This is a genomic window from Rhizomicrobium palustre, from assembly GCF_011761565.1.
In the GTDB taxonomy this organism is placed as follows: Bacteria; Pseudomonadota; Alphaproteobacteria; order Micropepsales; family Micropepsaceae; genus Rhizomicrobium; species Rhizomicrobium palustre.
This window is the reverse complement of sequence record NZ_JAASRM010000001.1, coordinates 1,445,690-1,470,664: the sequence shown is the minus strand read 5'-3', so window position 1 is coordinate 1,470,664 and position 24,975 is coordinate 1,445,690. Positions and strand designations below refer to the sequence as shown.

Genomic DNA, 24,975 nt, shown 5'->3' with positions numbered 1-24,975 from the left:
AGGTAGCGCGAGGGTGAACGGATGTTGGTCGCGGACTTAGAACTGCCAGCGCAGGCCCGCAGTACCGATAAGCTGTTTCTCTTTCGCGCCAATCCGGCTGTTAAGACCCAGATTGAGGCTCAGATGATCGCCAAAGCTGCTGTTCAGCCCGGCACCAATCAGCACCGCGGTACGATCGGCTTTGGCGGCGGGCGCTTCGAAGCTCGCCGAAATGTCGGGAAGCTGCATCGTCATCTTGTCAGACGCCGCGCTCAGAGTCTGATCCAGGAAAATATGAACCGACGGGGTCAGGATCATATCGTCTGAAGTGAAGCGATGCGCATAGCGCGCGCCGAAATCGCCGCGCAGCTCGCTCGTATCGCCACTTCCGACCGCGAGATTCAGTGCCGCGCCGCCGGTCTCGCTGATGGCGGACTGGAGGTAATTGGCGAAGTTCAACCGGGCGGTTGGGACGAGATCGCCGTCGAGCAGCGGCCACCCCGCTTGCAGGCTGAAGCCGAGGACAGAGCTATCCGGCTTGGCGCTCGCGAAACCCGTCAGTTCTGTGTCGCGGCTAAGATCGGTGCTGTTTGTGGCATAGAAACCTGCCACGTCGAGCAGGAGGCTGCCGAACGGCGCGTGTCCCGCCATGGAGGCATAGAGGCTGGACGTGGAAGCTTTTCCGCCATGTCCGCTCAAAGTCAGATCGGACTGGCTATAAGCAAGCGCGGCATGCAGGGAATAGCCGCTGCCAAAGCCGTAATCGGCACCGCCAATAAAGCCCGCGAGCGTGGTGTTGAAGGCGCTCGCGTTGCTCGTGCCGTCATTATCGGCTGATCCGTAAAGCCCTTTGGCCCAGACCTTCCAGGCTCCATTGGCCGTTTGCTCGCCGCCAAGTCGATCCATGACGATGTTGTTCAGGCTGAAGGCGGTATTGAGGTTTGCCATCCGCAGGTCGCCATAGAATTGGCCTGCGTTTTGCGGCATGGCTACGACATTCACGTCCTGTCCGCTGGATGCGTATTGGACGCCATAGATCATGTCCGAGGCGCCGCCCGTAACCGTCAGCGTGTCGAAGCGGCCGTTGACGGTCTTGGCGTGCAAGACGGAATTGATCTGCGGAGCGCTGCTCGCGGACAGGGGGGTAACATTCAGCGTACCTGCGAGAGAGGCTGCCCCCGTTACGCTGAGCTGCGTTGCCGGTGACAATTCCACGGCCAAGGTGCCGCGGGCGCTTTGCGCCAGCCCTGCAAGGGTCAGCGACCCGGCGGAAGCACCGGTGACGATGGTGCCATTGTTGGTGACAACAGCGCCGATTTTGCCGAAGCCGGACAGGCTAGCGCCCGCTGTCACCAGCACACCGCCATTACTGCTGTCGATGGCAGCGGTTTTGTGCGTGGCGTCGCCCACCACCAAGCGCCCGGCGGCCACATTGGTGGCCCCGCTATAAGTATTGACGCCGTTCAGGGTAAGGGTGCCGTTGTTGCTCTTGGTCAAGCCGCCGGTGCCCGATACCACAGAAGCCAAAGCGATGTTGTCGCTGCGATTAAAGGAAAGGGTCGCGTTGTCGACAATATTGCCCACCACGCTGCCACCCGCGCCAATCTGCAACGTGCCGCCGCTGATGATCGTGCCGCCGCTATAGGTATTGGCGCCGGTAAGGGTGAGGGTGCCGTTGCCGGCTTTGGTCAAGCCGCCTGCGCCCGAAACAGCTTGTGCCGCCGTGGCATCAAAGCCGTTGGTGTCAATGATGCCGCCGCCAGCGCTGAGGGATACAGCCCGGGCCGGATCGAGAGTTGCGCTAGCGCTGAATTGCAGCCGTCCGCTGCTCGCGGCGTCGCCGAGCGTAAGACCTCCCGCCGTCGAACCGAGCGCATGATCGGTGGCGATGCTAAGCGTGCTGCCGCCTTTCACCACGGTGCCGCCGGAATAGGAATTTGCTGCGTTGGTCAGCGCCAGGGTGCCGCCGCCCACCACTTCGACATCGCCGGGTGTTCCGCCATCGCTGATTTGTCCGGACCAGGTCACCGTCGAACCGCCCGCTACCGCAAAGGTCGGATCACCCGCAACCGTTACCGCATGGGTATAGGTGCCGCCGCCGGTAAAGACGATGCCGGTGCCATTCGCCAGCACAAGCGTGCCGCCGCTGCCGAGATTGGCATCCGAGGAAACGCCCACCATGCCTGTGTTGATATAGGTATTGCCGGTGTAGCTGTTGTTGCCGGTCAAAGTGAGGGTGCCGCCGCCGGAATAGGTCAGCGAGCCGCTACCGCTGAGCGTGCCGCCAAAGGTCTGGCTGCCAGCATTATCGAAATGCACCATGCCGTTATTGACGATGGGGCCGCTGACGGTGCCGATATCGCTCATCCGCAGCGTATAGCCGCTGCCAACGCCAACGCCGCCCGTCAGCGTGTTCTGGCCGGTGAAGATGACACGCCCGGTACCCGCCACGGTGATCGCGCCGGTGCCAGAGAGATTGCCCGTGAAGGTATAGGTGTCGGCGCGGTTGAACACGAGAACGCCATTATCGACCACATCTCCGGTGAGCGATCCCGTTGTACCGCCATTGCCAAGCTGCAGTGTGGCGCCAGAGGCAATCGTCGTACCGCCGGTATAGGTGTTGGCGCCGGACAGCACTTGCGCGCCACCGCTTACGGTGAGGCCGCCTGTACCGCCGATCACACCGGAGAATTCCGATGACCCGTTGCTGATGGTCAGCGTTTTGCTGCCGAGCACGACGGTACCGCTGCCGCTCAATGTGGTGATGGTGGCGCCTGTATCGGTCGCCGAAATGTCGAAGCTGGCGCTGTTGGCGACGCCGCTCGAAGCGGCGATGCTGCCCGCGCCACTCAACGCCACTGTGCCGGACTGAATATTCGTGGCGCCGCTATAGGTCGAGATGCCAGACAGGGTGAGGGTGCCATTGCCAGCCTTGGTCAGCGCCCCGTTCCCGGAGATCGCTTGCGACAGGCCTGTGTTAAAGCCGTTGGTGTCCAGCGTGCCGCCGCCTGCGTTCAACGCTAAGCCGCGCGCGCTATCAAGGTTGAACTGGCTCGCGAATTTCAGTGTGCCGCCGTTGAAGGTCAGGCCGCCGCTCGTAGCGCCCAGCGGCGAATCCGCTGAAACAGCGAGTGTCCCCGCATTGAACACCGTCCCGCCCGTATAGCTGTTGGTACCGGTGAGAACGAGTGTGCCTGCGCCGCTCTTCGCCACGCCGCCTGAGCCGGTGATGGTTTGGCTGAAGGCACCATCCACGCTCTGATCGAACACCAGCGAGCCGTTATCCGAAATCGCCGAAGACGTCAGAAGCGACGCCGTGCTGCCTTGCAGAGTGGCGCCGGTGTCGATGGTATAGGCGCTGGTCAGACTGCCGGTCACCACCAGCGTGCCGCCAGAGACCGTGGTGAGCGCGATCACATTATTGCCGCTCAAAGTCCAGGTGCCAGCATCCTGTTTGGTGAGCCAGAAGAAATTGTAGAAGTTACTGTCTTCCGAACCTGAGCCCGCAAGGGTCAATGCGTTTGTTGCATAGGTAGATCCCATCACGTCGCCAGTGAGGGTCGACCCACTCTGCAATGTCAACGCTATGCCTGAAAATGAGTCATGGGCGTTGATGGCATAGTTCCCGCCAGCGATCGTACCCGCGTTGATGATTTGAGTGCCGCTCCAGCTCGATACATAAATTCCGCTGTGCGCACCGCGGATTGTGGCGCCAGCACCATTCGTGATTTTGGCGTAATAGCTGGTGTAAGCCGTGGCGACCGCATCGGAATTCGCACTTATTATTTTGCCGGTATTGTTGAGGCTATTCGCTGTTTGGACTGAAGACGCGAGCGTTACGGCCACGCCGCCGGTCGAGATCACGCCGGAATTAGTGACGGATTTTGCGCTTACAATTCCTCTGCTGGAGATATCGCCACTTAGCGCGTTGATCGTGCCGCTGTTGGTGACATTCAGATTGCCGCTGTCATAGCCGTTATAATTTATGCCGTCAGCATTTAGCAGGTTGATCGTGCCACTGTTTACGATCGTGCTCAGGCCATATATGCCAATAAAGGTCGATGGGCTTTGCAGCGGTGTCGGGTCTTGCACGGTAACCGTGCCCGCATTGGTGAATTTGGAGCCGCTTGCGACCATAACGAGCGGACCCCACCCATAATTCCCGCTTCGGGTACCGCTGATGTTGCCGCGGCTCGTAATGTCAAGAAGGGTTGGGATGGTGGCTGCAGGCGTTCCGGCGGTTTGCATGGACCCTTTCGTCATATCCAGGGCCGTATAGCCGTTATTTGCAGCAATGTTGACAGTTAGATCGGCCGAGCCTGTGCCGGCAAATCCAATAGCATGGAAGCCGACGTCGCCCGGTGTGAGGACCAGCTTAGAGTTATTAGCGAGATCAAAGGTCACAGAACCGAAGATCGAGGGAACAGTAAGCGTTGACGCCGAAGCATCGGAAGTCACGAAATAGTGCAAGTAATTGGATGTGCCAGAGCCAAATACTTGGCCGGTAAGACCTGCAAATTGTCCCGGGCCATTATTAATAAAGTTGGTCGCGAAGGTATCGCCGCCAGTTCCGAGAAGAATGGGGCCCTTCACGACGCTTCCTGGTCTCGCGATGAAGGTATTGTTTGACGGATAATAACCGTCGTATAGGCCGAAATTGACGCTCCCATTTATGGTGCCGTAGTTTTCGATGGTCGAACGAGATGTGGTATAAGAAATTACTGGCGCAATGCTTCCATCCACTACACCGGTGGCAGTGTTGCGGAACGTGTTATACGACTCCAAGCCTACGGCAATTCCCGGAGAGGTGATCGTACCACTGTTGGTCAGCCCCCCCATGAGCTCTGCGCCAACAGTCTTGCCGTAAATCGTGCCGCTATTTATTGGGTTGGGAGCGCCCCCATTGAGGATGTATGCGCCAATTCCGTTATTGGACCGGATTGTCCCTGTATTTAAGAAATTCGAATATATGGCAATAACGGCAGTTCCATCAGCCGTAATGGTACCAGAATTAGTGAACTCGATATTTGAGACGCTTACTGCACCGCCCGGACCCATGGCGGTAATCGTCCCTGTGTTATTGAAGGAAGTTACACCATACCAAGAGGAAGAAAACGCATACTGGTCCGAACCAACTGTTGATTGGATCGTGCCATTGTTGGTGATTGAGAATAGAGTGTAATTCGAATTGAACCCGACATACTCGATGGCTGCGCCATTGGTGGTTATTGTCGTGTTGTTGACGAGCTTGCCGCCCCCGCTCAATGCCGTGACATAGACCGTCGACAGCGGATCAGAGCCCGGCCCCAATGTCAGGGTCGCGTTGTTTCCGATTCCAAAAGTGAGTTGGCTATATCCTTTCGGGATGGTGATCGGCGCGCTCAGCGTTGCGTCGGAGGTGATGCTGTTTTGATAGGTCGTTGCTGAAACCGCGCTTGCGGTCGCGATCAGCGCCAGCAGACTCGCTGAAGAGAGAGCGATGGCCTTGCGTTTGCGCAATGCGCCGCGCTCACAGTCGCCAGAAATCCCCGCCCGGCCCAAAGACCGGCTCGCCTGATAATCGCGATGCATGATTCCCCCAGATACCCACAAAAATCATACTCAATTTATTCACTCTAAACAGGCTCTTACGACCATACAACAACTAAGCGGTGAGCTTTGGGGCCGCATCCCGTGGGTTGCTGTGCGTGGGGTTCGGCGGTGATGAATTTGGTGGGCCCGACAGGACTCGAACCTGTGACCAGACCGTTATGAGCGGTCAGCTCTAACCAACTGAGCTACAGGCCCCCAAAGGGTCGCGAAATCCCACACCAAAATCTCTGGCGAAGGCGCCGCGGTTCATCTCCCATACAGGCTTCGGCAGAGAAACTCCACCTATGGCCGCTTTGCCACCCAAGCTAGGGTAGGCTTCGGGAAAGGGATGAGAACATGACCAAATCGACCGCCTTTGTCATCGCTGGGACAGCAATTTTTTTGGGGAATTTTGCCCTAGCGGCGGATTTGGCCCCGCCGCGCACCCTCATCGTGACCGGCACTGGCCAGGCCAAGGCCGCCCCGGATGAAGCCAATTTCTCTGCCGGCGTGGTGGCGCAAGGGGTATCCGCGCGCGAGGCGCTCGCCGCCAACTCCAAAGCCATGAATGCGGTGATCGCCAGCCTGAAACACCAGGGCGTGCCCGATAAGGCGATCCAGACCGCCAATATCTCCCTCAACCCGCAATATACGCCCTGCAAGCCGAACGTGGCCTGCACGCCTAAGATTTCGGGCTATGAGGTTTCCAATACCGTGATGGTCACGACGGGGATCGATAAGGCCGGGCCGGTGCTGGATGCGCTCGTCGCCTCGGGCGCCAATCAGATCGGCGGCATTTCCTTTGCCATCCACGACCCAAAGCCGTTGCTTTCAGAGGCGCGCACGGAAGCGGTGAAGGATGCGATGGATCGTGCGCAGACCATTGCCAAGGCGGCTGGCATCACGCTGGGCTCCATTCTCTCGATCAATGAAGGCGGCTCTTATGTGCCGCAGCCGATGTTCAAGGCTGCGGCGATGCGCGCCATGGCACAGGAAGCCATGCCGGTCGCGGGCGGTGAGGAAACGCTTTCCGCCAATGTTTCGATCACCTTCGAGATCAAATAGGCCAACAAAAAAGCCGGGAGGATCGCTCCTCCCGGCTTCGATTTTGACTGCCGCAGAAATTACTTCTGCTTTTCCAGCTCGTCGATCTGATCCATCAGGCGATTCATGCGGGCGATAAGCGCTTGATAGGGCGCAGGCGTCGCCATATCGAGCCCGGCCTTCTTGTAGATCTCATAGGGATAATCCGAGCCGCCAGCCTTCAAGAGGTTGATGAAGCGCTCGCGCGCGCCGGGCTTCTGCTCGCCGATTTCTTTGGTCAGCGCCGCGGCGCCAGCCATAGAGGTGGCATACTGATAAACATAGAAGCCATAGTAGAAGTGCGGGATGAAAGCCCATTCGATGCAGACGCTGGGGTCGATCCTGGTGATGCCTTCTTTCTCGCCATAATAGTGCTTGAGCAGGCCGCAATAGATCTGGGACAGCTTCTCGCCGGTCAAGGCATTACCCTTTTCCACCTCTTCATGAATGGCGAGCTGGAATTCGCCGAACATGGTTTGGCGGAAGAAGGTGGTGCGGATCAGCTCCAGGCCTTCACCGAGATAATAAAGCTTCTCTTCCTTCGTCTTGGCATGCGCGACCATATAATCGTTCAGCAGCATTTCGTTGCCGATAGAGGCCGTTTCCGCCGTGAAGGTGGAGTAGTTGGATTTCTCGTAAGGCTGATTGTCATGGGTCAGGAGCGTGTGCACCGCATGGCCCCACTCATGCACCAGGGTTGAGAGCGACTGGTAATCGTCGTTGTGGTTCAACAAAAGATAGGGGTGCACGTCATAGGCCGAGCCGTTCATATAGGCGCCCGAGGCCTTGCCCTGACGCGGCAGCACATCCATCCAGCGCGAGGAAAAACCCTTCTTCAGAAGGTTCGTATATTCCGGCCCATAGGCGGCAGTGACGTCCAGCCCGATCTTCTCTGACTCTTCCACCGTGAATTTCGGTTCGGTCTTGAGCGGGAAGATGGAGGGATACATGTCGTGATAGCCAAGCTCGTCCTTGATGCCAAGCTGGCGTTTCCTCAGTTTCAGATAACGATGGAAGGTGGGAAGCCCCGCATTTGCTTGGGCCACAAGCTGGCGATAAACCCCTTCCGGCATGTTGTCGGAGAAGAGGGCATCCGAGAGCGCATTGGGGAATTTGCGTACCTTGGCATCGAATTCTTCGGCCAGCACTTGCGTGTTCAGCGTGGCGCCGAAAGTGCCTTCATATTTTTTCCAGGCGCCCCAGAAGGTGTCGAACACCTTCTTGCGGTCATCGCGATTGGCCGATTGGCGGTATTTCGAATAATGGGCCTGATCAAGGCGCTCCACCTTGGTGCCGTCCGAGAGTACCAGCGAGGGGTAGGGCAGGTCGCCATTGGAAAGCTGGCTATAGATGGTGTTGGGCTGCGCCAGCACATTGGAGACCGAAGCCATCACCTGCTCGGCTTCCGGTGTCAGGGTGTGGGGGGCGGCGCGCAGGATATTGTCCAGCATGAAGCCGAAACGGCTCTTCAGCTCCGGGCTCTGCTTTTCGAAGGCCGCGACCTTATCGGCGCCGATGGTCAGAATGGTCGGGGTCAGCCAAGAGGTCTTCTCGCCGAATTGCGCCATCAGCGCCTGGGCGAGCTGCACGCGCTCCTGGTTCTTGGAAACGCGCACATCTTCGTCACCTTTCAGCGAGGCATAGACGAACAGCCGGTCAAGCTGGCGGCGGGTGTCGCTCATCGCGGAGAGGGCGGCGAGCATATCCTTGGAGCTCTTGCCGATGGTGGCTTTGTAGCCGTCCAGCTTGTCGATTTCGCCTTTGACCTTACCTTGCGCGGCGGTCCAGGCTTCCGGCGAGGGGTAGAGGTCGCCCAAATCCCAGGTATAGGCGGCGGGGGCGGCTGGAGCCGCCGCGTTGGCGGGCACCAGGGCCGTGGTCACGGCCAGGGCGGTAAAAAACGCAAAGCGATTCATCGAAAAAGCCTCATGAAAGCGCCTGCTTTATAAGCGCGCACCCGGCCCAATTCATTCACTTTTTTGTGGCGGCGGATGAGGCGCAAATTCGGTTTCTAATGTCGTGCAGCCGCGCTAATCTCCCCATTCTCGACCAACGAACTAGACAGGTTTCCATGAAGCGTTTTCTTGCCGCCTCGGCGCTGGTGCTTTCGGCTGTAGCCGTTCCCGGGTTGTCGGCGGATGCCCCCCGTGTTTCCGTCGCAGCTATGACCGATCTGCCGGTGGTCGAGCGTAGCCCCTATGACGAAAAAGCCGATGCCGTGGCCGCGGTCGATGCCGCCTTCGCCCGCGCCAAGAAGAGCCATAAGCGGGTGCTGATCGATCTCGGCGGCAATTGGTGCGGCGACTGCATTGTGCTCGCCAACATCATGGCGCTGAAAGAGGTGAAGCCCTTCATCGCCTCCAAATTCGAAGTGGTCGCTGTCGATGTCGGCCGCTTCGACAAGAACCTCGCCATCCCGGCGCGTTTCGGCATCACCAGTCGCCTTGAAGGGGTGCCCGCCGTGATCGTCGCTGAACCGGATGGCACCTTCGTCAATAAGGGCAAGATCACCGCCCTCTCCGACGCCCGTCATATGTCACCGCAAGCCGTCGTCGACTGGCTGGCGCAGTGGGCGAAGTAATCACTCCTCCGGATCGCTTGCCGTAAAGGGCGAGCAGCACGGTTTGGTCGCGGCGTGGAATTCCATGAATTCCGCCCGCGTGCCGTCCGGGTCATACATATTGAACTGCCATTTGCCGTCGCGCCCGATTTTCGGTCCGTCATTCTTTTCTGAGATGCGCTCGCCTTCGGTGAGCAGCGTCACGGTCTTTTCCATATTGCCGACGCCCAGCGCGAAATGATTGAGCACGCCGGCGGTGGCTTGCGGCATGCTTGCCGGAATGCCCGTCTTCTCCGGCCCCGAGACGATCATATATTCCACCCACTCATGGCCTTCGGGCACTTGCGAGGAAATCCAGGTTGGGTTTTCCGACGTCATGCCGCCGAACCAGTAAGGCTTGAACCCCAACAGCTTTCTATAGAACGGGTCCTCGGCAGCTTGGCTATGCACGATCATGCCGAAATGGATCATGCGGTTGGAAGGGCTCACCGCGGGGATATCGGGCAGGCTTTTGGGCGCTTCGATGAATTCGATGGTGTTGCCTTCGGGATCTTTGACGCGGAAATATTTGCTGCCATCACTGGCCTTGGTCACGGCTTTGGGCACCGCGATCTTGTTGGCCGCGAGATAGGCGCGCAGCCCTTCGGCATCTGCGGTATTGAAGGCGCCATGATCCATGCGATTGATCCCGGCATTGGCGGGCAGCGGCAGCACCTCCACGAATTGGCGCGCATTAAAGTAATAGCGCACGCCTTTGGCATCTTCCGGATCGGGCCGCTTCACCGCGCCCAAATGATGCGTATAGAAGGCGTCCGACTTCGCCATGTCGGCGGAATAGACGCTTAAATGCGAAACCCCGGTAATCGCGGGGCGAACGGGTGCCGCGTAAGCGCTCACAGTAAACGCCACGCTGGCAAGGAATATTGCGCGTTTCATTTCGTGCCCTCCGCGATATCGCTGTAGCTGACAAAGCCGATCAGTTTGGAATCCGGTGACCAGCAAGGCGAATCCAGTGTGCCCTGGCCGCCGGTCAAGCGATGCAACACGCGGATGGAGCCATCCGTCAGCGACATCAGCCGTAGCGCCACTTGCTTATTCATAGGATGGCTCGCGGTTGCTTCGCCTTGTTTATAACTCAGCATCACCAGCCATTTTCCGTCCGGCGAGATATGGGGATACCAATCATCGAAGCCGTCTTTGGTGATTTGCTCTGGCGCACTGCCGTCGGGGCGCATCCGCCAGATCTGCATCGCGCCGCTGCGGTTGGAGTTGAAATAGAGATAGCGCCCATCCGGCGTGAATTCCGCGCCGTCATTCAGCGCCTCGGTGGTCAGCCGCGTCGGTGCACCGCCAGAAACCGGAACGGTATAGATGTCTTCATGCCCATCTTTGATGGAGGTGAAGGCGATGGTTTTGCCATCGGGCGACCAGCCATGGAAAAACGAAATCGGCTGATGCGTCAGCCGCCGCGCCGCCCCGCCTTGCGCAGGCACAATATGCACATCGGGTCCATTTTCGCCCGGCGCTTTACAGCTCACCGCCAGCCATTTGCCATCCGGGGAATATCCATGCTCGCCCCAGCAGCCGCTAGCCTCTCCGGTCAAAACCGCCTCGCGCGCGCCGCCTGCCAGCGGGTCCTTCAAGGGAATGCGAAAGAATTTTCCGTCTTCATTGATCAAGACGGATTTCTTATCCGCCGCCACATTGGGTGATTCATAGATGCCTTGCTTGTGCTCGATGATGGTCGCGGTGGGCGCGCCTGGATCGATCTTGATCAGATTGAGCGTCGACCAGGTAGTCGTCTTGCCCGTCTCCGCCTCAGGCATTTCCAGCCGCACTTGGTTGAACACCACTTTGTCGGTGATCGCCTCCTCATGTGAGGTCAGCCCAAGCCCGACATAAAACGGCGCGGTGAAATGCAATCGGGTGGATGCGCCCGCTTGATGCAGCGCCTCGCCATGTTCGCTGATGAACATGGTCAGCACATCGCCGCGCTTTTCCAGCCGCACCGTTTTGGGAAAATCGATATTGAGCTCGATGTCATGGGTGGCACCATCTTTCTCGGGGCGATATTGCAGCGCCGTCAGGCCCACCCCATGCGGGGCGACGTCGGCATAAACACTGCCCGGGGAAAGATCCTGCCGGATCATCAGCAAGGCTTTACGATGTGGATTGGGCTCCTTGGGATAGGCCTTGGGCGGGAAGACCACCTCCGCCGTCAGCGCAAAATCGCCGGACATTTTTTTCCAGAGAAAGTGAAACGCATCTTCTTTGCCCCAGACATTGGCGCCCGCCGCCGTCAGTGTGTAGCTGCCCTGTGCCGCATCATAAGAAGCCGTGCCCGGCGGGCTCACCTTGCCGATATCGTTATACGCATCGAAGAGGCCAAGTTCGCCTGCGAACCCCGGTGCCCCCATCAGGAGACCGGCCAGAAACACCCACATGGCGCGCATCGTTTCATCCCGCTTATTTTTCGGCAGCATAGATCAGGTGGGGCATGCGTTCAGTAAGAGTTGCGTGATCAAGGACTGGTAAGTACTTACCGCAAACACCCCAAGGTTTGATAAAACAAGCATTTTAATCAATCGCTTATGCTCGTTTTCCTAAGTGTTTTTGCACACGCGCCAGACGCGAAGTTTACGAGGCATTAGGCGTGAATTCGTAGGCTAAGCAAACTTGTTCGCCGCCCTCGGAGCCCCTCCATGAGCGTTACCCCGGATTTTGACCGCAATGAACGTCTGCGTTTCGCCGGCATCGGCCCAGATGTGGCTGATCGTCTGCAAGCCTTCTGGCCGCATGTGGAAAGGGCCCTGCCGCGCATCTTAGATGATTTTTATCAGCACCTCGCCAGCGTGCCGAGACTTTCCCAGATCGTGGGCACGCAGCACACGCGGCTGAAAGCGGCGCAGTCCTCGCATTGGGCGCTGCTTTTCAAAGGCACATTTGAATGCGCCTATATGCAGAACATTACCCGCATCGGGCTGGCGCATAAGAAAATTGGGCTCGAACCGCGCTGGTACGCGGCGGCCTATCAGATCATCCTCAATGATCTCATCGCCTTGGTATTTCGCACCTATTGGTACAAGCCTTGGAATATCCGCCCCACCATCAAGGCTCTCAACCAGGCGCTCATCCTCGATATGGAAATGGCAATCTCGTCTTATCTCGATGAGACCATGGCCGACATCAACACCTGTGTCGATGAAGTCGCTGGCGCGCTGGAAAAACTCGCTGGCGGGCAGACGAATGTTCGGATTAACGCAACGCTCGGCAAGGATTTTGCCAAGCTCAAGGATGATTTCAACACCGCCGTGGCGCGACTTGATGAGACCATCACCGGGGTGATCGGCGGGGCGCGCCAGATCGCGCATGGTTCGGCGCAGATCGACGAAGCTTCCAAGGATTTGTCACAGCGCACCGAACGCCAAGCGGCGGCCTTGGAAGAAACCGCGGCGGCGTTGGAGGAAATCACCGCCACCACGCAACGTACCGCCGAAAACGCGGGCCACGCCACCAAAGTGGTAGGCGCCGCGAAAGCGGATGCGGAGCTGGGCGGCCAGGTGGTCGACACCGCCATTTCCGCGATGGATCAGATTGCTCAGTCCTCGCGGCAGATCAACGATATCATCGGTGTGATCGACGAGATCGCCTTTCAGACCAATCTTCTGGCGCTCAATGCCGGTGTCGAAGCGGCCAGGGCTGGCGAAGCCGGCAAGGGCTTCGCTGTGGTTGCCGCCGAGGTGCGCGCCCTGGCGCAGCGCTCGGGCGAGGCCTCCAAGGAGATCCGCAAGCTGATCAATACTTCTTCCGAACAGGTGGAAGCGGGGGTACGCCATGTCGGCGAAACCGGAACGGCTTTGAAGCGCATCGTGGAACGCGTGGTGGAGATCAACAGCCTGGTGGGCGAAATCGCCGCCGCTTCGCAGCAGCAATCGACGGGTCTCAAAGAGGTCAATTCAGCGGTGGCTCAGCTCGATCAGGTCACCCAGCAGAATGCCGCCATGGTGGAAGAGGCGACCGCCGCCGCCAACACCCTCTCGCAAGAGGCCCAAAGGCTGCGCCAATCGACCGACTTCTTCGCGCAAAGCCCTGCGGCACCTCTCCGCCAGCGTTCCGCGGCTTAAGGGCTGGCCGATACCCAGCGCTGAATCTGCTCGCGAATTTGCGCGGGCAGGCTGCGGGTTAGAGAGCGTACGATCTGGGTCCGCATATAGCGTGTCACATCGGGCGTCAGCGTTCCCAGCATGCCGCGCTTGTCCGCCGGCAGATATGGCACGGGGTCGCCCTCGCTGCGAAACACGTAATGTTCGAACATTTGGCGCCACACCGCGCGGCGGCTTTCGGGCAGGGGCGGAATGGCCATCAAGCCTAGCGCAAGCGCGCTGAAGGGCGAGGCGGCGCCGCGTGTGCCCTCGAACCACCAATAATTCACGAGCAGATTCACGCGGTCGAGCGATTCCACATTGTGCCACCACATGTTCGGAATGAAGATGGCGTCTCCGGGTTCAAGCTCGGCGGCTTGCGCAACCTTCAGCGCCTCGCGATAGCGGGGAAACCGCGCAAAATCGGGATCGGAAGCTTTCACCAGCGAGGTCGGCAATCCGCCCGGCGCCATATCCAAGGGGCCGATATAAAGGTTGGGCAATTGATCCGGCGGGAAGAAGGTGAAGCGGCGGCGCCCGGCCACCACACAGGCAATGCCGTCCTCCATGTCGTAATGGGTGGGGGCTGTGATGGCATTGCCAAGCCAAAGCCGCGCCTCCACATCGGGCGCCACCAGCGGCAGCGGATTTTCCTTTGTGAAGCTCGGTGTGGTCTCGCTCGCCACCGCTGCCGGGGCATAGAGCGCGGGCGGATTCTCGCTTTCTGAAAGCGCGACAAGATTGGCGGCGACCATCTGCAAGGGCTGACTGCGGCGCTCGAAATTCAGCCCGCTCATGTCATCGCGATAGAAGAAGGCGCCGTTGATGCTGGGCTCCGCCACGAAAATCGTCGTCGCCCGGCCGCTGTCATGGGCGCGCAGATATTCATAAAGCCCTTTGGAAGAGGTGGTGGCGGCGCGCACGATGGGCCAATCGGCGACCAGCCCTTTCAAAACGGCGGGTTGATCGGCGGGAATGATCTGGTCGTGGAAGATTTCCGGCGTGACCCCATGCCATTCACGTACTCTGGTAAGCGCACCAAATTCGAAAGACACCGCAGCACTCCAACCTTACGCGAGGTGCGAGAAATACAGTCGAAAATCCCGCATAACGCGAAATCCCTAACGGATGTACGAATGTGCCGCAAGAAAATTCAGGGGTTTAGCCACGCTTTGTTACAGATGTAGCCGAGACGCTGCGGCAGCTTCTTCTCTCGCGATCCGCATCGCCGGATCCGGCCGGAACGCTTAACAAAAGATCGCCTGCGGCGTATATTGTATGTGAAACATACCGATGAGGCGCGCCATGCCGCAAACCGTGCAAGGCGATACGGTCCGCATCCTTTCCATCGATGGCGGTGGCATCCGCGGCATTCTTCCAGCGGCCCTTCTGCAATTCCTCGAAGAGCATACGGGCCAGCGCGCAGCCGATCTCTTCCACCTCATCTCGGGCACGTCCACCGGCGGCATCATCTGCTGCGGCCTCGCCAAAGGCATGTCGGCGGCAGAGCTCGGTAAATTCTATTCCGATCATGGCGGGGCGATTTTCCATCGCTCGCTCTGGGACAGGCTTTCCCATCCCTCGCTCACAGGCCCGAAATATAATGCAGACGCGCTGGAGGCGACGCTCAAGGATATTCTCGGCGATATGCGCCTCAGCGATATCACCTCCACAGAGGTGCTGGTGCCGACCTATGCCATCGAATTGCCTGAAGCCCAGCAACAATCCGGCGTGAAATCCACCCGCACGCCGATGTTCTTCAAAAGCTGGAAGGCGCGCGGTATGGGGCTGCAAAGCCGCCCCAATCCTGCCACGGGCCAAGTGCAGCAACAAACCGCGGCCGATTTCGATTTCTTCTTGCGCGATGTGGCGCGCGCTACCTCCGCCGCGCCGACCTATTTTGCGCCCGCGCAGATTACCAACAAGGCAGGCAAGCGCTATGCGGCGGTGGATGGCGGTGTCTTCGCTAACAACCCCGCGCTCTGCGCGCTGGCCGAGGCCTATAAGCTTTTCCCGGGCAAGAAGAATTATATCGTGGTCTCGTTAGGCACAGGCTCGCTGGAACGCGACATCCCCTATGCGGCGGCGAAGGATTGGGGCGAGATCGGCTGGCTGCATCCCATCCTCTCCATCCTGATGGACGGCAATGCCGATACCGTCTGCTATCAGTGCGATCAGGTTCTGGGCGATCATCATTACCGTTTCGAGGTCACGCTGGGCCGCGATCCGCACGATCCCTACACCGTGAATGATGATTTCGACGATGCCTCGGTCGACAACATCGCCCGTCTGGTGCGGCTCTCAGGAAAGCTGGTGCAGGATTCGATGCCGCGCCTGAATGAGCTTTGCGGGCTTCTCGCCCCGGCAGATACGGCCAAGAAGGCGGGTTAGCGCCAGCTTGTGGGGCGGGGCGCCAAGCCCTACAAAGCCAGCCGTTTTGTGATTGGTTTTGCCGTGCCCCACATAGCCGTCATCGGCGGCGGTCCCGCCGGATTGCGCGCCGCCGAAATTCTCGCTGAAGCCGGCCACGGCGTGACGGTGTTCGACCAGAAGCCCAGCTTCGGGCGCAAGTTCCTGATGGCGGGGCGGGGCGGCCTCAACCTCACCCATAGTGAGCCCGCGCCGGATTTCCTGAAGAAATATGGTGCCGCCGAGACCCTCATGGCGCGCGCCTTCGAACGTTTCTCGCCCAAGGACCTGGTGGAATGGTGCCATGGAATGGGCCTGAAAACCTTTGTCGGCACGTCGGGGCGCGTCTACCCCGAAACCATGAAAGCCTCGCCGCTTTTGCGCGCCTGGTTGAAGCGGCTGGATGGGCTTGGCGTGCGTTTTTGCCCCCGCCATCGCTGGCAGGGCTGGGAGGGCGATGCGCTCGTCTTTCAGACCAGCACAGGTGAGGCGGTGCGCTTCACGCCCGACGCCACCCTCATCGCGCTGGGTGGCGCTTCCTGGCCGCATTTGGGTTCCGATGGGCAATGGGCGAATATCTTTGGCAAAGCCGATATCGCGCTCTCTCCATTCCGCCCCGCCAATTGTGGTTTTCTGGTTTCCTGGTCGGAGATTTTCCGCACCAAGCATGCGGGTGAGCCCTTGAAGCCGGTCACGCTTTCCTTTGCCGGAAACGAAAAGCGCGGCGAGGTCATGATCACCGAAAAAGGCGTGGAAGGCAGTCTGATCTATGCGTTCGGCGCGGCCTTGCGCGATGCGATCGAGGCCAAAGGCAAAGCTGACATCACCCTCGATCTGCGCCCTGATCTGTCGCAAGAGGCTTTGCTGAAACGTCTCTCCGCCCCGCGCGGCAGCCAGTCTTTCTCCAATTTCTTGCGCAAAGCCTCCGGCCTTTCCCCGCTCGCGCTCTCGTTGCTGCGCGAGGGTCAAAAGGATCTGCCGCTAGACCCAGAAGTCCTCGCCGCGCGCATCAAGGCGATGCCGCTCGCCCTTACCGGCACGGCCCCGCTCGCCCGCGCCATCTCTACCGCCGGCGGCGTGAGGCTGGACGCCGTCGATGATCATCTAATGCTGAAAGCGCGCCCTGGCGTCTTTGTGGCGGGTGAGATGCTGGATTGGGAAGCCCCGACTGGCGGCTATCTCTTGCAGGGCTGCTTTTCCACCGCGGCGATAGCGGCGGAGGGGATCAAGGCTTTCCTCGCTCCCGCTTGAATCCCGCATTTTCCCCCCCATCTCTTCAAAAGGCCCCCTATTTCGCCTCTGCCGCCGCAGGCAGGGGAAGAAAGGAACCATGGAAACGATAGGCGTCTGGTGGATGTGGCTGGTCTTTGGCCTGCTGGTTTCCGCCATGTTCGCCGCCGATCTGTTTCTGGCCAAGGGGGAGACGCGCGTTTCCATTCGCAAGGCAGCGCTGTGGTCGGTTCTATGGGTCGCGCTGTCGATCGCTTTTGCTGGCGCCCTATGGGGGTATCTGGACCAGACGCTAGGCCGTCAGATCGCGAACGAAAAAGCTGTAGCCTTCCTCACCGGCTATCTGGTGGAGAAATCGCTCGCCATCGACAATGTTTTTGTCTGGATGATGATTTTCTCCTTCTTCGCCATCCCCATTCATCTGCAACGCCGGGTGCTGCTCTACGGCATTCTCGGCGCCATCGTGCTGCGCACCGTGATGATCTTCGCCGGAAGCTGGCTGATCGCAGAGTTTCATTGGCTGCTCTATCTCTTCGGCGCCTTCCTTCTCATCACCGGCGTGAAGATGGCCTGGTTTGCCGATCACGAGACGAATCTTGCGCAAAATCCGCTGATCCGCTGGATCAAGAAGCACTACCCGGTGACAGAGCATTTGGAGGGCGAGCGCTTTTTCGTCCTGCGCGATGGCATGCGCATGGCGACCCCGTTGGTGCTGGCGCTGATCCTGGTGGAATTTTCCGATGTGATTTTCGCTGTCGACAGCATCCCGGCGATTTTCGCGATCACCACTGATCCCTTCATCGTCCTGACCTCGAATCTCTTCGCCATATTGGGGCTGCGCGCGATGTATTTCCTCCTTGCCGATCTCGGCGGCAGGTTTTCGCTGCTCAAATACGGCCTTGCCGCCATCCTGGTTTTCATCGGTGCCAAGATGCTGATCGTGGATTGGATCAAGATTCCAGTCTGGCTCTCCTTAAGCGCCGTCGCGCTGGCCCTCGCGATCTCCATCGCCGCCAGCCTGATGCGGAAACCCGAACTGCAGGCAGGCAAGAGGTCATAGGCTTTCGAGGAACCGGCGTGGCAGCCTTCTCTCGCGCTGCGCGGGTAAATCTGGCTTGCCAAGCCGTAGCTCGCGGCAACCAGCCCGCCTTCGCCGAAGGGGCTCCGGTGGTCGATAACGGCAGTGTATTCGACGCCTTCTCTCGCGCTGCGAGCGAAGGCTGGTGCGGGCGGCCGGACTTGAACCGGCACGAGCTTTCGCCCTACGGATTTTAAGTCCGTTGCGTCTACCATTTCGCCACGCCCGCAGCGAAGGGATGGGGTGTATAGCCTAGGCTGGAGTCTGCCGCTACGGGGCATTTTCGATGCAACTTGTAGTCTAGGTACCCGACAAACCGCATAACAAATCAATGACTTATTGCCCATTGACAGCAAAACTTCACGGACTATAGTGCGCCGCCTTTCCAAGAGAGTTCTGAAAGTCCGATGTCAAAGCGCGAATCTGCCAAATACAAAATTGATCGCCGCATGGGCGAAAGCATCTGGGGCCGCCCGAAGAGCCCGGTCAACAAGCGCTCCTATGGCCCGGGCCAGCACGGCCAGCGCAAGGCCAAGAAGCTCTCGGACTATGGCACGCAGCTGCAGGCCAAGCAGAAGCTCAAGGGCTATTACGGCAACATCACCGAGCGTCAGTTCCGCCGCTATTATCAGGAAGCCGTGCGCCGTCCGGGCGACACCGGTGAGAACATGATCGGCTTGCTCGAGCACCGCCTCGACGCCGCTGTGTATCGCGCCAAGTTCGCCGTGACCCCGTTCGCTGCCCGTCAGCTCGTTTCCCACGGCCATGTGAAGGTCAACGGCAAGCGCGTCACCATCGCCTCCTATCAGCTGCGCGAAGGCGATCTCATCGAACTCTCGGCCAAGGCCCGCGACATGGCGGTGGTTCTGGAAGCCAGCCAGTCTTCTGAGCGCGATACGCCGGATTATCTGGAAGTCGATCCCGGCAAGTCCGCCAAGTTCCTGCGCACGCCGAAGCTCGCCGATGTTCCCTACGCTGCCCAGATGGCGCCGCATCTCATCGTCGAATTCTATTCGCGCTAAGATTTGGCTATTGCCAGATTGGAAGAGCCTCGCGATCTTCGCGGGGCTTTTTCTTTTGGGGAATCGGCGATGACCTACATCCTTTATGGCGACAAAGGTTCGGGCGCTTTCGCGGTGGAAGCCGTGCTTGCCGAAGCCGGGCTCGACTACGCCTTCTCCGAAATCAGCCTCGAGAAAGAAGAGCAGCGCACAGAGGAATTTCGTGCGCTTAATCCGAGCGGCAAAGTTCCCGCGCTGAAGCTGCCCTCCGGCGAGATCGTCACTGAGACCGCGGCGCTGATGCTTCTCATCGCCACGCGCCATCCCGAGGCCAATCTGTTACCGCCGGTGGAAAGTCCCGATTACGCACAAGCGCTGCGCTGGCTCGCCTTTATGGCCTCGGAAGTTTATCCGCCGGTGGAGATCGCCGATTACCCTGAGCGCTTTGTCCCCGATCACAAAGGTGCGGCGGTCTTAAAGCTCGCCGCCAAGCGGCGCATTCGCGAACGCATGGAAGCGGTGGAAGCGGCGGCCAGCGAAGGGCCGTGGTTCTTCGCCTCCGGCTTTTCGCTAGTGGATATTTACGCCACCATGTTCAGCCGCTGGCGCGAATGCCGCGCCGAAGGCTGGCGCGAGGCGCATATCCCGAAGATCTGCGCCATCGCCGCCGCGCTCAAGGAGCGCCCGCGCTTGACCGCGGTGTTCCAAAAACACTTCTGGATGGGTTAGGAGAGGTTCAGCGGACCGCCGCGTTCCACCGCGCGCTGATAGGCGGGGCGGCTGCAGATTTTTTCCGCGAAACCGGCGAGATGCGGTGTGCGCGCGGCAAGGCCGGAGCGGGCCAGGAACACCTCTACCGGAAAGCCCATCTGAATATCGGCGGCAGAGAATTCGGCGCCCGCGAACCAGGGCGATTGGGCCAGCGCCGCATCGCAATAGCCGCCATGGGTTTTGAGCTGCGCATCAATGAAGCCTGTCTCCGCGCCTCTGGCGATGGCTTTGGCGATCGGGCGGATCAGGAAGGGCGCGCCCGTCGCGATACGGCGGAAAACAAGCTTCAAGAGCAGCGGCGGCATCAGCGAGCCTTCGGCGTAATGCATCCAGAAGCGATAGGCCTGCCGCGCGGGCGTGCCGGGCGGCGGGGCCAGGCGGCCCTCGCCATAACGCTCGATCAGATATTCGAGGATCGCCCCGCTTTCGGCGATTGTGACATCACCATCGGTCAGGACGGGCGCTTTGCCGAGCGGATGCACCTTCTTCAGCGCTTCGGGCGCGAGCATGGTTTTGGGGTCGCGCAGATAGCACACGATCTCATAGGGCAGCTCCAGCTCTTCCAGGAGCCACAGCACGCGATGCGAGCGCGCGTTATTAAGGTGATGAACGGTGATCGTCATAGCGGGATCACACCGCGGCGGTGACGATGCCTTTTTCCGCCAGAAGCGCCTTCAGCTCGCCATTGGCGTGCATTTCGCGCAGGATATCGCATCCGCCGATGAACTCGCCTTTGACATAGACCTGCGGGATGGTTGGCCAGTTGGAGAACACCTTGATGCCGTCGCGCAGCTCGGGATCCTTCAAGACGTCATAGGCCTGGAACTTCACGCCCTCTTCGGTGAGGATCTGCACCACCGCCGCCGAGAAGCCGCATTGCGGGAAAACCGGCGTGCCCTTCATGAAGAGCACCACGTCGTTGGCGGCGATATCAGCGGCAATGCGGTCGGCAATGGCGGTCATTTTGGAGCCTTTCAAAAGTCCCTCTAGAGGTAAGAACCCTCGTCGCCCCCGTCAAGGACGGCTGACGACTACTTCGCCATCGTTTGCAGCATCAGGGCGTGCAATTCGCCGCCCATTTTGCCGTTCAGGGCCGCATAGACCATTTGGTGCTGCGCCACGCGGCTTTTGCCTTGAAAAGCGGCGGATTTAACCACGGCCTGCCAGTGGTCATTGTCATCGGCCAGCGCCGAAATGGTCACTTCGGCATCTGGGAAAGCGGCTTTGATCAGCGCTTCAATTTCATGGGCGGGCATCGGCATGTCACAACCTCCCTAACCTCCCCTTGGGGGGGAGGGTGAAACGATCGGCCTAGTTCTTCATATAGCCCGGCAGCCACTCTTCATGGGCTTTGCGCAGCTTCTCCAGCGCCGTGGCGGGAAGGCCGGGGCCCATCAGCACGGGCACGCCCGCGGGCGAAACCGCGCCGGTAAAGCCGATGATGCGGGCCGGAACACCGGCCTCTTTCGCCGCTTCCAGCACCGCGTCCGCTTCGGATTCGGGAAGGGCGGCGAGATAGCGGCCCTGATCTTCGCCAAAGAGGAAGGGCAGGAACTTTTCCGGACCGTAATTGATGCGCAGCACCGCGCCGATGTCGCTCGCCAGTGCCATTTCGGCGACCGCGACCAAGAGGCCGCCATCGGCGATGTCATGCACGGTATCGAGCGTGCCCGCTTCAATCAGCCCACGGATAAACGTGCCGTGCTTCTTCTCGATCTCGAGGTCGACGGGCGGGCAAGCGCCCTCTTCCTTGCCTTCGATCTCGCGCACATAGACGGACGCGCCGAGATGGCCTTTCGTTTCGCCGAACAGCACGATGGCATCGCCGTCGCGCTTGAAGGCCACCGTCGCCATCTTGGAGATGTCTTTCAGAAGCCCCACGCCGCCCAGCGCCGGGGTCGGCAGAATGCCCGTGCCTTGCGTCTCGTTATAGAGCGAGCAATTGCCCGACACGATCGGGAAGTCGAGCGCCCGGCAAGCCTCGCCCATGCCTTCGATCCCGGCCACGATTTCGCCCATGGCTTCGGGCTTTTCGGGGTTGGAGAAGTTCAGGCAATCGGTCAGCGCCAAAGGCGTGCCGCCAACCGCCGAGATATTGCGATAGGCTTCGGCGACGGCCTGCTTGGCGCCTTCGCGCGGGTCGGCATAGCAATAGCGCGGCGTCACATCGGTGGTCAGCGCCAGGCCTTTTTGCGTGCCATGGATACGCACCACGGCGCTATCGCCGCCCGGCTGCTGCACGCTGTCGCCCATCACGGTGTAATCATACTGTTCCCAGATCCAGCGCTTGGAGCAGAGGTCCGGCGTGCCGAGCAATTTGATCAGCGAGTCCATTGCGGGCTTCGCGGCATCAAATTCCGGCTGGCCTTCGGCGGGGCTGCGCAGCACATAAGGGCGGTTATAGATCGGCGCGGCATCGGAAAGCGCGGTCACCGGCATATCGGCGACGATCTCGCCCTTATGCTTGACGACCATGCGGCCGGTATCGGTGGTGACGCCGATGATGGCGAAGTCCAGTTCCCACTTCTTGAAGATGGCTTCAGCCTCGCCCTCGCGGCCCGGCTTTAGCACCATCAGCATGCGCTCCTGGCTTTCCGAGAGCATCATTTCGTAAGCCGTGAGATTGGTTTCGCGCTGCGGCACCATATCGAGGTCGATCTCGATGCCCGAGCCGCCCTTATCGGCCATCTCCGCCGACGAAGAGGTCAGCCCCGCCGCGCCCATATCCTGGATCGCGATGATGGCGTCGGTATTCATCAGTTCAAGGCAGGCTTCCAGCAGCAGCTTCTCGGTGAAGGGGTCACCGACTTGCACCGTCGGGCGCTTCTCCTCGGAATCCTCGTTGAACTCGGCCGAGGCCATGGTGGCGCCATGGATGCCGTCACGGCCGGTCTTGGAGCCGACATAGACCACCGGATTGCCGATGCCCTTGGCCGCCGAATAGAAAATCTTGTCCTTCTTGGCCAGGCCCACGCACATCGCGTTGACCAGGATGTTGCCGTTATAGGACTTATGGAAATTGGTCTCGCCGCCCACGGTGGGCACGCCCATGCAATTGCCATAAGAGCCGATACCGGCCACTACGCCGCTCACAAGATGCTTGGTCTTGGCGTTATCCGGCTCACCGAAGCGCAGCGCGTTCAGCGAAGCCACCGGGCGCGCGCCCATGGTGAAGACGTCGCGCATGATGCCGCCCACGCCTGTCGCCGCGCCCTGGAAGGGTTCGATGAAGCTGGGGTGGTTGTGGCTTTCCATTTTGAAAATACAGGCATCGTCATCGCCGACATCGATCACGCCGGCATTTTCGCCCGGGCCCTGGATCACCCAAGGTGCGCTGGTCGGCAGCTTCTTCAGATGCAGGCGGGTGGATTTATAAGAGCAGTGCTCGCTCCACATCACCGAGAAGATGCCGAGCTCCACAATGGAAGGCTCGCGGCCGAGAAGCTCCAGCACCTTGGCGTATTCGGCCTCATTCAGCCCGTGTTCGCGGACGAGTTCGGGAGTGATAGCGGTCATCTTCAGCTCTATTCTTTCACGTCGTCATGGCCGGGCAGGACCCGGCCATCCAGAATTCGTCGTCTTTACGCGAGCGTCTCGAGCAGCCCTTCGAACAGCGCCTTGCCGTCGGTACCGCCAAGCAGCGGATCGCAGACGCGTTCGGGATGGGGCATGAGCCCTAAGACATTGCGCTTTTCGTTGAGAATACCGGCGATATCGCGGGCCGAGCCGTTGGGGTTCTCGCCCTTGGCGTATTTGAACACTACGCGGCCTTCGCCTTCGAGCCGGTCCAGCGTCTCGTCATCAGCGAAGTAATTGCCTTCGCCATGCGCCACCGGGAAGACCACGCGCTGGCCCGCTTCGTAGTTGCGGGTGAAATCGCTCTGGCTTTCCACCACCTCAAGCGCCTGCGGACGGCAAACGAACTTCAGCCCCGCATTGCGCATCAAGACGCCCGGCAGCATGTGGGTTTCGGTGAGAACCTGGAAACCGTTGCAGATGCCCAGCACGCGCACCCCGGCCTCGGCCTTTTCCTTCACCGCCCGCATGATGTGGCTCTGGCCCGCCATGGCGCCGCAGCGAAGATAGTCGCCATAGGAAAACCCGCCCGGCAGCACGATCAGATCGACCTCAGGCAGCTCGCTATCGCCGTGCCAGACCATATGCGGTTTGGTGCCGGTGATGGCTTCAAGCGCCACGGCCGCATCGCGGTCGCAATTGGAAGCGGGAAAAACGACGACAGCGGATTTCATTTTTCGGGGCTCTTCTTTTTGTCGGCGGGCGGAACGGCGGGAAGCATCTCGTCTTGCTTCTTCTGCTCGGCGGCGGCGCGCTTGGCGATGTATTCCTGCAGCTTCGCCATGAAGCGTTCGGTAAAGGGCTCGGTGAGCTTGACGCTTTCGCTCGCGAGCGCAGGCATCTCGGCAGCGTAATGCTTGCCAGCCTCGGTCTTATAGAAGCTGACGAGGCCCTTCAGGTCTTTTTCCGAGAAATGGTGGGCATAGACCGCGGCCGCGTTCTCCAGGAGCGTCGGCTTATAGGCCGTGAACTCGTCGATGGCGATCCTCTTCACATCCGCCATGGTGGCGTCATCGGCGCCGGGCAGATAGCGGCGCAGCTGCGCCACCATCATGTCGAGATTCTTCTCGTAATTGTCGTACGCCGAGGTGGCGCCGGAAAGCTGCATCACCTCTTTGGCGAGCGTCAGGCGCGCCGGGGAGATTTCGTCCTCGGCAAAAGCTGCGCCGCAGAACAGCGCCGCGCCTACCGCCAAACTCGCCAGAAGCTTCATCGTGGATCTTTCTGCCGCTGGGCGGCTCAAGCTTTGAGCTCGATTTCGTATTTCTCGATCACGGTATTGGCGAGCAGCTTCTCGCACATGTCCTTGAGCTCGGCGCGGGCCTTGTCCTCGTCGGTTTCGCTGAGTTCGACTTCGATCAGCTTGCCCTGGCGGACCTCGCCCACGCTCTCAAAGCCGAGATTGTTCAAGGCATGGCCAATGGCCTTGCCCTGCGGGTCGAGGACGCCATTCTTAAGGGTGACGAAGACGCGCGCTTTCATATGTTCTCCACGATTACCCTCCCCAGGAAGGGGGGTAAAACCGATCTGAATTGCAGGGCGGGTTTAAAGCGCTTTCCCCAAAAGGGGAACCCG

At 59.8% G+C, this 24,975-nt stretch carries 20 protein-coding genes and 2 tRNA genes; 8 read left to right on the top strand and 14 right to left on the bottom strand.

Translation table 11 applies throughout. The features are described from left to right. Positions 1-36: 36 nt before the first annotated feature. Complete coding sequence (locus FHS83_RS06660; RefSeq protein ID WP_167082095.1) at positions 37-5,550, bottom strand: autotransporter-associated beta strand repeat-containing protein; 5,514 nt, start codon at positions 5,548-5,550, stop codon at positions 37-39. 139 nt (positions 5,551-5,689) lie between these two features. Further along, a tRNA-Ile gene (locus tag FHS83_RS06655) sits at positions 5,690-5,766 on the bottom strand. 141 nt (positions 5,767-5,907) lie between these two features. Between FHS83_RS06655 and FHS83_RS06650 the strand changes: the two genes are divergently transcribed. Further along, positions 5,908-6,615, top strand: a complete 708-nt coding sequence (locus FHS83_RS06650) for an SIMPL domain-containing protein (RefSeq protein WP_167082093.1) — start codon at positions 5,908-5,910, stop codon at positions 6,613-6,615. Between the two features lie 59 nt (positions 6,616-6,674). On the opposite strand, the gene pepF is transcribed toward FHS83_RS06650, so the two are convergent. Further along, the gene (gene pepF, locus FHS83_RS06645; RefSeq protein WP_167082091.1) at positions 6,675-8,549 is read right to left on the bottom strand and encodes an oligoendopeptidase F; all 1,875 of its coding nucleotides are present in this window, start codon (positions 8,547-8,549) and stop codon (positions 6,675-6,677) included. A 155-nt stretch (positions 8,550-8,704) separates the two neighbouring features. Between pepF and FHS83_RS06640 the strand changes: the two genes are divergently transcribed. Beyond that, positions 8,705-9,214, top strand: a complete 510-nt coding sequence (locus FHS83_RS06640; RefSeq protein WP_167082089.1) for a thioredoxin family protein — start codon at positions 8,705-8,707, stop codon at positions 9,212-9,214. On the opposite strand, the gene FHS83_RS06635 is transcribed toward FHS83_RS06640, so the two are convergent. Further along, on the bottom strand, positions 9,215-10,129 hold the full coding sequence (locus FHS83_RS06635; RefSeq protein ID WP_167082087.1) for a VOC family protein: 915 nt from the start codon (positions 10,127-10,129) through the stop codon (positions 9,215-9,217). Further along, positions 10,126-11,646, bottom strand: a complete 1,521-nt coding sequence (locus FHS83_RS06630) for a DPP IV N-terminal domain-containing protein (RefSeq protein WP_167082085.1) — start codon at positions 11,644-11,646, stop codon at positions 10,126-10,128. The genes FHS83_RS06635 and FHS83_RS06630 overlap by 4 nt, the downstream gene beginning before the upstream one ends. A 249-nt stretch (positions 11,647-11,895) precedes the next feature. Here FHS83_RS06630 and FHS83_RS06625 point away from each other — a divergent pair, with 249 nt between their 5' ends. After that, positions 11,896-13,317, top strand: a complete 1,422-nt coding sequence (locus FHS83_RS06625) for a globin-coupled sensor protein (RefSeq protein ID WP_167082083.1) — start codon at positions 11,896-11,898, stop codon at positions 13,315-13,317. Here the strand turns inward: FHS83_RS06625 and FHS83_RS06620 are convergent. Then, positions 13,314-14,390, bottom strand: a complete 1,077-nt coding sequence (locus tag FHS83_RS06620; protein WP_167082081.1) for a cupin-like domain-containing protein — start codon at positions 14,388-14,390, stop codon at positions 13,314-13,316. The two genes, FHS83_RS06625 and FHS83_RS06620, sit on opposite strands and share 4 nt — an antisense overlap. A 250-nt stretch (positions 14,391-14,640) precedes the next feature. Here FHS83_RS06620 and FHS83_RS06615 point away from each other — a divergent pair, with 250 nt between their 5' ends. From FHS83_RS06615 to FHS83_RS06605, 3 genes are all read left to right on the top strand, one after another. Continuing rightward, entirely contained in the window at positions 14,641-15,726 is a 1,086-nt protein-coding gene (locus tag FHS83_RS06615; RefSeq protein WP_167082079.1) for a patatin-like phospholipase family protein, read from the top strand. 63 nt (positions 15,727-15,789) lie between these two features. Then, the gene (locus tag FHS83_RS06610; protein ID WP_167082077.1) at positions 15,790-16,995 is read left to right on the top strand and encodes a TIGR03862 family flavoprotein; all 1,206 of its coding nucleotides are present in this window, start codon (positions 15,790-15,792) and stop codon (positions 16,993-16,995) included. Positions 16,996-17,074: 79 nt separating this feature from the next. Continuing rightward, complete coding sequence (locus FHS83_RS06605; RefSeq protein ID WP_167082075.1) at positions 17,075-18,034, top strand: TerC family protein; 960 nt, start codon at positions 17,075-17,077, stop codon at positions 18,032-18,034. A gap of 161 nt (positions 18,035-18,195) precedes the next feature. On the opposite strand, the gene FHS83_RS06600 is transcribed toward FHS83_RS06605, so the two are convergent. Next, a tRNA-Leu gene (locus FHS83_RS06600) sits at positions 18,196-18,281 on the bottom strand. Between the two features lie 178 nt (positions 18,282-18,459). On the opposite strand from FHS83_RS06600, the gene rpsD reads away from it, so the two are divergent. Both rpsD and FHS83_RS06590 read left to right on the top strand, forming a co-directional pair. Next, positions 18,460-19,074 carry a 30S ribosomal protein S4 gene (gene rpsD / locus FHS83_RS06595; RefSeq protein ID WP_167082073.1) on the top strand — a complete coding sequence of 205 codons (615 nt, stop codon included), beginning with the start codon at positions 18,460-18,462 and terminating at the stop codon, positions 19,072-19,074. A gap of 69 nt (positions 19,075-19,143) precedes the next feature. Next, positions 19,144-19,782, top strand: a complete 639-nt coding sequence (locus tag FHS83_RS06590) for a glutathione S-transferase family protein (RefSeq protein ID WP_167082071.1) — start codon at positions 19,144-19,146, stop codon at positions 19,780-19,782. On the opposite strand, the gene FHS83_RS06585 is transcribed toward FHS83_RS06590, so the two are convergent. From FHS83_RS06585 to purS, 7 genes are all read right to left on the bottom strand, one after another. Beyond that, the gene (locus tag FHS83_RS06585; RefSeq protein WP_167082069.1) at positions 19,779-20,447 is read right to left on the bottom strand and encodes a glutathione S-transferase; all 669 of its coding nucleotides are present in this window, start codon (positions 20,445-20,447) and stop codon (positions 19,779-19,781) included. The two genes, FHS83_RS06590 and FHS83_RS06585, sit on opposite strands and share 4 nt — an antisense overlap. A 7-nt stretch (positions 20,448-20,454) precedes the next feature. Then, entirely contained in the window at positions 20,455-20,787 is a 333-nt protein-coding gene (gene grxD, locus FHS83_RS06580) for a Grx4 family monothiol glutaredoxin (RefSeq protein ID WP_167082067.1), read from the bottom strand. 68 nt (positions 20,788-20,855) lie between these two features. Further along, positions 20,856-21,086: a BolA/IbaG family iron-sulfur metabolism protein gene (locus tag FHS83_RS06575; RefSeq protein WP_167082065.1), complete on the bottom strand. Its 231-nt coding sequence runs from the start codon at positions 21,084-21,086 to the stop codon at positions 20,856-20,858. A gap of 49 nt (positions 21,087-21,135) precedes the next feature. After that, on the bottom strand, positions 21,136-23,340 hold the full coding sequence (purL, locus tag FHS83_RS06570; RefSeq protein WP_167082063.1) for a phosphoribosylformylglycinamidine synthase subunit PurL: 2,205 nt from the start codon (positions 23,338-23,340) through the stop codon (positions 21,136-21,138). 65 nt (positions 23,341-23,405) lie between these two features. Beyond that, positions 23,406-24,074 carry a phosphoribosylformylglycinamidine synthase subunit PurQ gene (gene purQ, locus FHS83_RS06565; protein WP_167082061.1) on the bottom strand — a complete coding sequence of 223 codons (669 nt, stop codon included), beginning with the start codon at positions 24,072-24,074 and terminating at the stop codon, positions 23,406-23,408. Continuing rightward, positions 24,071-24,613: a DUF2059 domain-containing protein gene (locus FHS83_RS06560; RefSeq protein WP_167082059.1), complete on the bottom strand. Its 543-nt coding sequence runs from the start codon at positions 24,611-24,613 to the stop codon at positions 24,071-24,073. Before FHS83_RS06560 ends, purQ begins: the two co-directional genes overlap by 4 nt. A 26-nt stretch (positions 24,614-24,639) precedes the next feature. Next, complete coding sequence (gene purS, locus FHS83_RS06555) at positions 24,640-24,882, bottom strand: phosphoribosylformylglycinamidine synthase subunit PurS (RefSeq protein ID WP_167082057.1); 243 nt, start codon at positions 24,880-24,882, stop codon at positions 24,640-24,642. Positions 24,883-24,975 lie beyond the last annotated feature (93 nt).

Bases quoted from the DNA above. Each gene is read 5' to 3' on its own strand.
- FHS83_RS06640 (WP_167082089.1), top strand. From the start codon at position 8,705: ATGAAGCGTTTTCTTGCCGCCTCGGCGCTGGTGCTTTCGGCTGTAGCC.
- FHS83_RS06635 (WP_167082087.1), bottom strand. From the start codon at position 10,129: ATGAAACGCGCAATATTCCTTGCCAGCGTGGCGTTTACTGTGAGCGCT.
- FHS83_RS06625 (WP_167082083.1), top strand. From the start codon at position 11,896: ATGAGCGTTACCCCGGATTTTGACCGCAATGAACGTCTGCGTTTCGCC.
- FHS83_RS06605 (WP_167082075.1), top strand. From the start codon at position 17,075: ATGGAAACGATAGGCGTCTGGTGGATGTGGCTGGTCTTTGGCCTGCTG.
- FHS83_RS06560 (WP_167082059.1), bottom strand. From the start codon at position 24,613: ATGAAGCTTCTGGCGAGTTTGGCGGTAGGCGCGGCGCTGTTCTGCGGC.
- FHS83_RS06575 (WP_167082065.1), bottom strand. From the start codon at position 21,086: ATGCCGATGCCCGCCCATGAAATTGAAGCGCTGATCAAAGCCGCTTTC.
- purQ (WP_167082061.1), bottom strand. From the start codon at position 24,074: ATGAAATCCGCTGTCGTCGTTTTTCCCGCTTCCAATTGCGACCGCGAT.
- pepF (WP_167082091.1), bottom strand. From the start codon at position 8,549: ATGAATCGCTTTGCGTTTTTTACCGCCCTGGCCGTGACCACGGCCCTG.
- FHS83_RS06615 (WP_167082079.1), top strand. From the start codon at position 14,641: ATGCCGCAAACCGTGCAAGGCGATACGGTCCGCATCCTTTCCATCGAT.
- purL (WP_167082063.1), bottom strand. From the start codon at position 23,340: ATGACCGCTATCACTCCCGAACTCGTCCGCGAACACGGGCTGAATGAG.
- FHS83_RS06590 (WP_167082071.1), top strand. From the start codon at position 19,144: ATGACCTACATCCTTTATGGCGACAAAGGTTCGGGCGCTTTCGCGGTG.
- FHS83_RS06650 (WP_167082093.1), top strand. From the start codon at position 5,908: ATGACCAAATCGACCGCCTTTGTCATCGCTGGGACAGCAATTTTTTTG.
- FHS83_RS06660 (WP_167082095.1), bottom strand. From the start codon at position 5,550: ATGCATCGCGATTATCAGGCGAGCCGGTCTTTGGGCCGGGCGGGGATT.
- FHS83_RS06585 (WP_167082069.1), bottom strand. From the start codon at position 20,447: ATGACGATCACCGTTCATCACCTTAATAACGCGCGCTCGCATCGCGTG.
- grxD (WP_167082067.1), bottom strand. From the start codon at position 20,787: ATGACCGCCATTGCCGACCGCATTGCCGCTGATATCGCCGCCAACGAC.
- rpsD (WP_167082073.1), top strand. From the start codon at position 18,460: ATGTCAAAGCGCGAATCTGCCAAATACAAAATTGATCGCCGCATGGGC.
- FHS83_RS06630 (WP_167082085.1), bottom strand. From the start codon at position 11,646: ATGCGCGCCATGTGGGTGTTTCTGGCCGGTCTCCTGATGGGGGCACCG.
- purS (WP_167082057.1), bottom strand. From the start codon at position 24,882: ATGAAAGCGCGCGTCTTCGTCACCCTTAAGAATGGCGTCCTCGACCCG.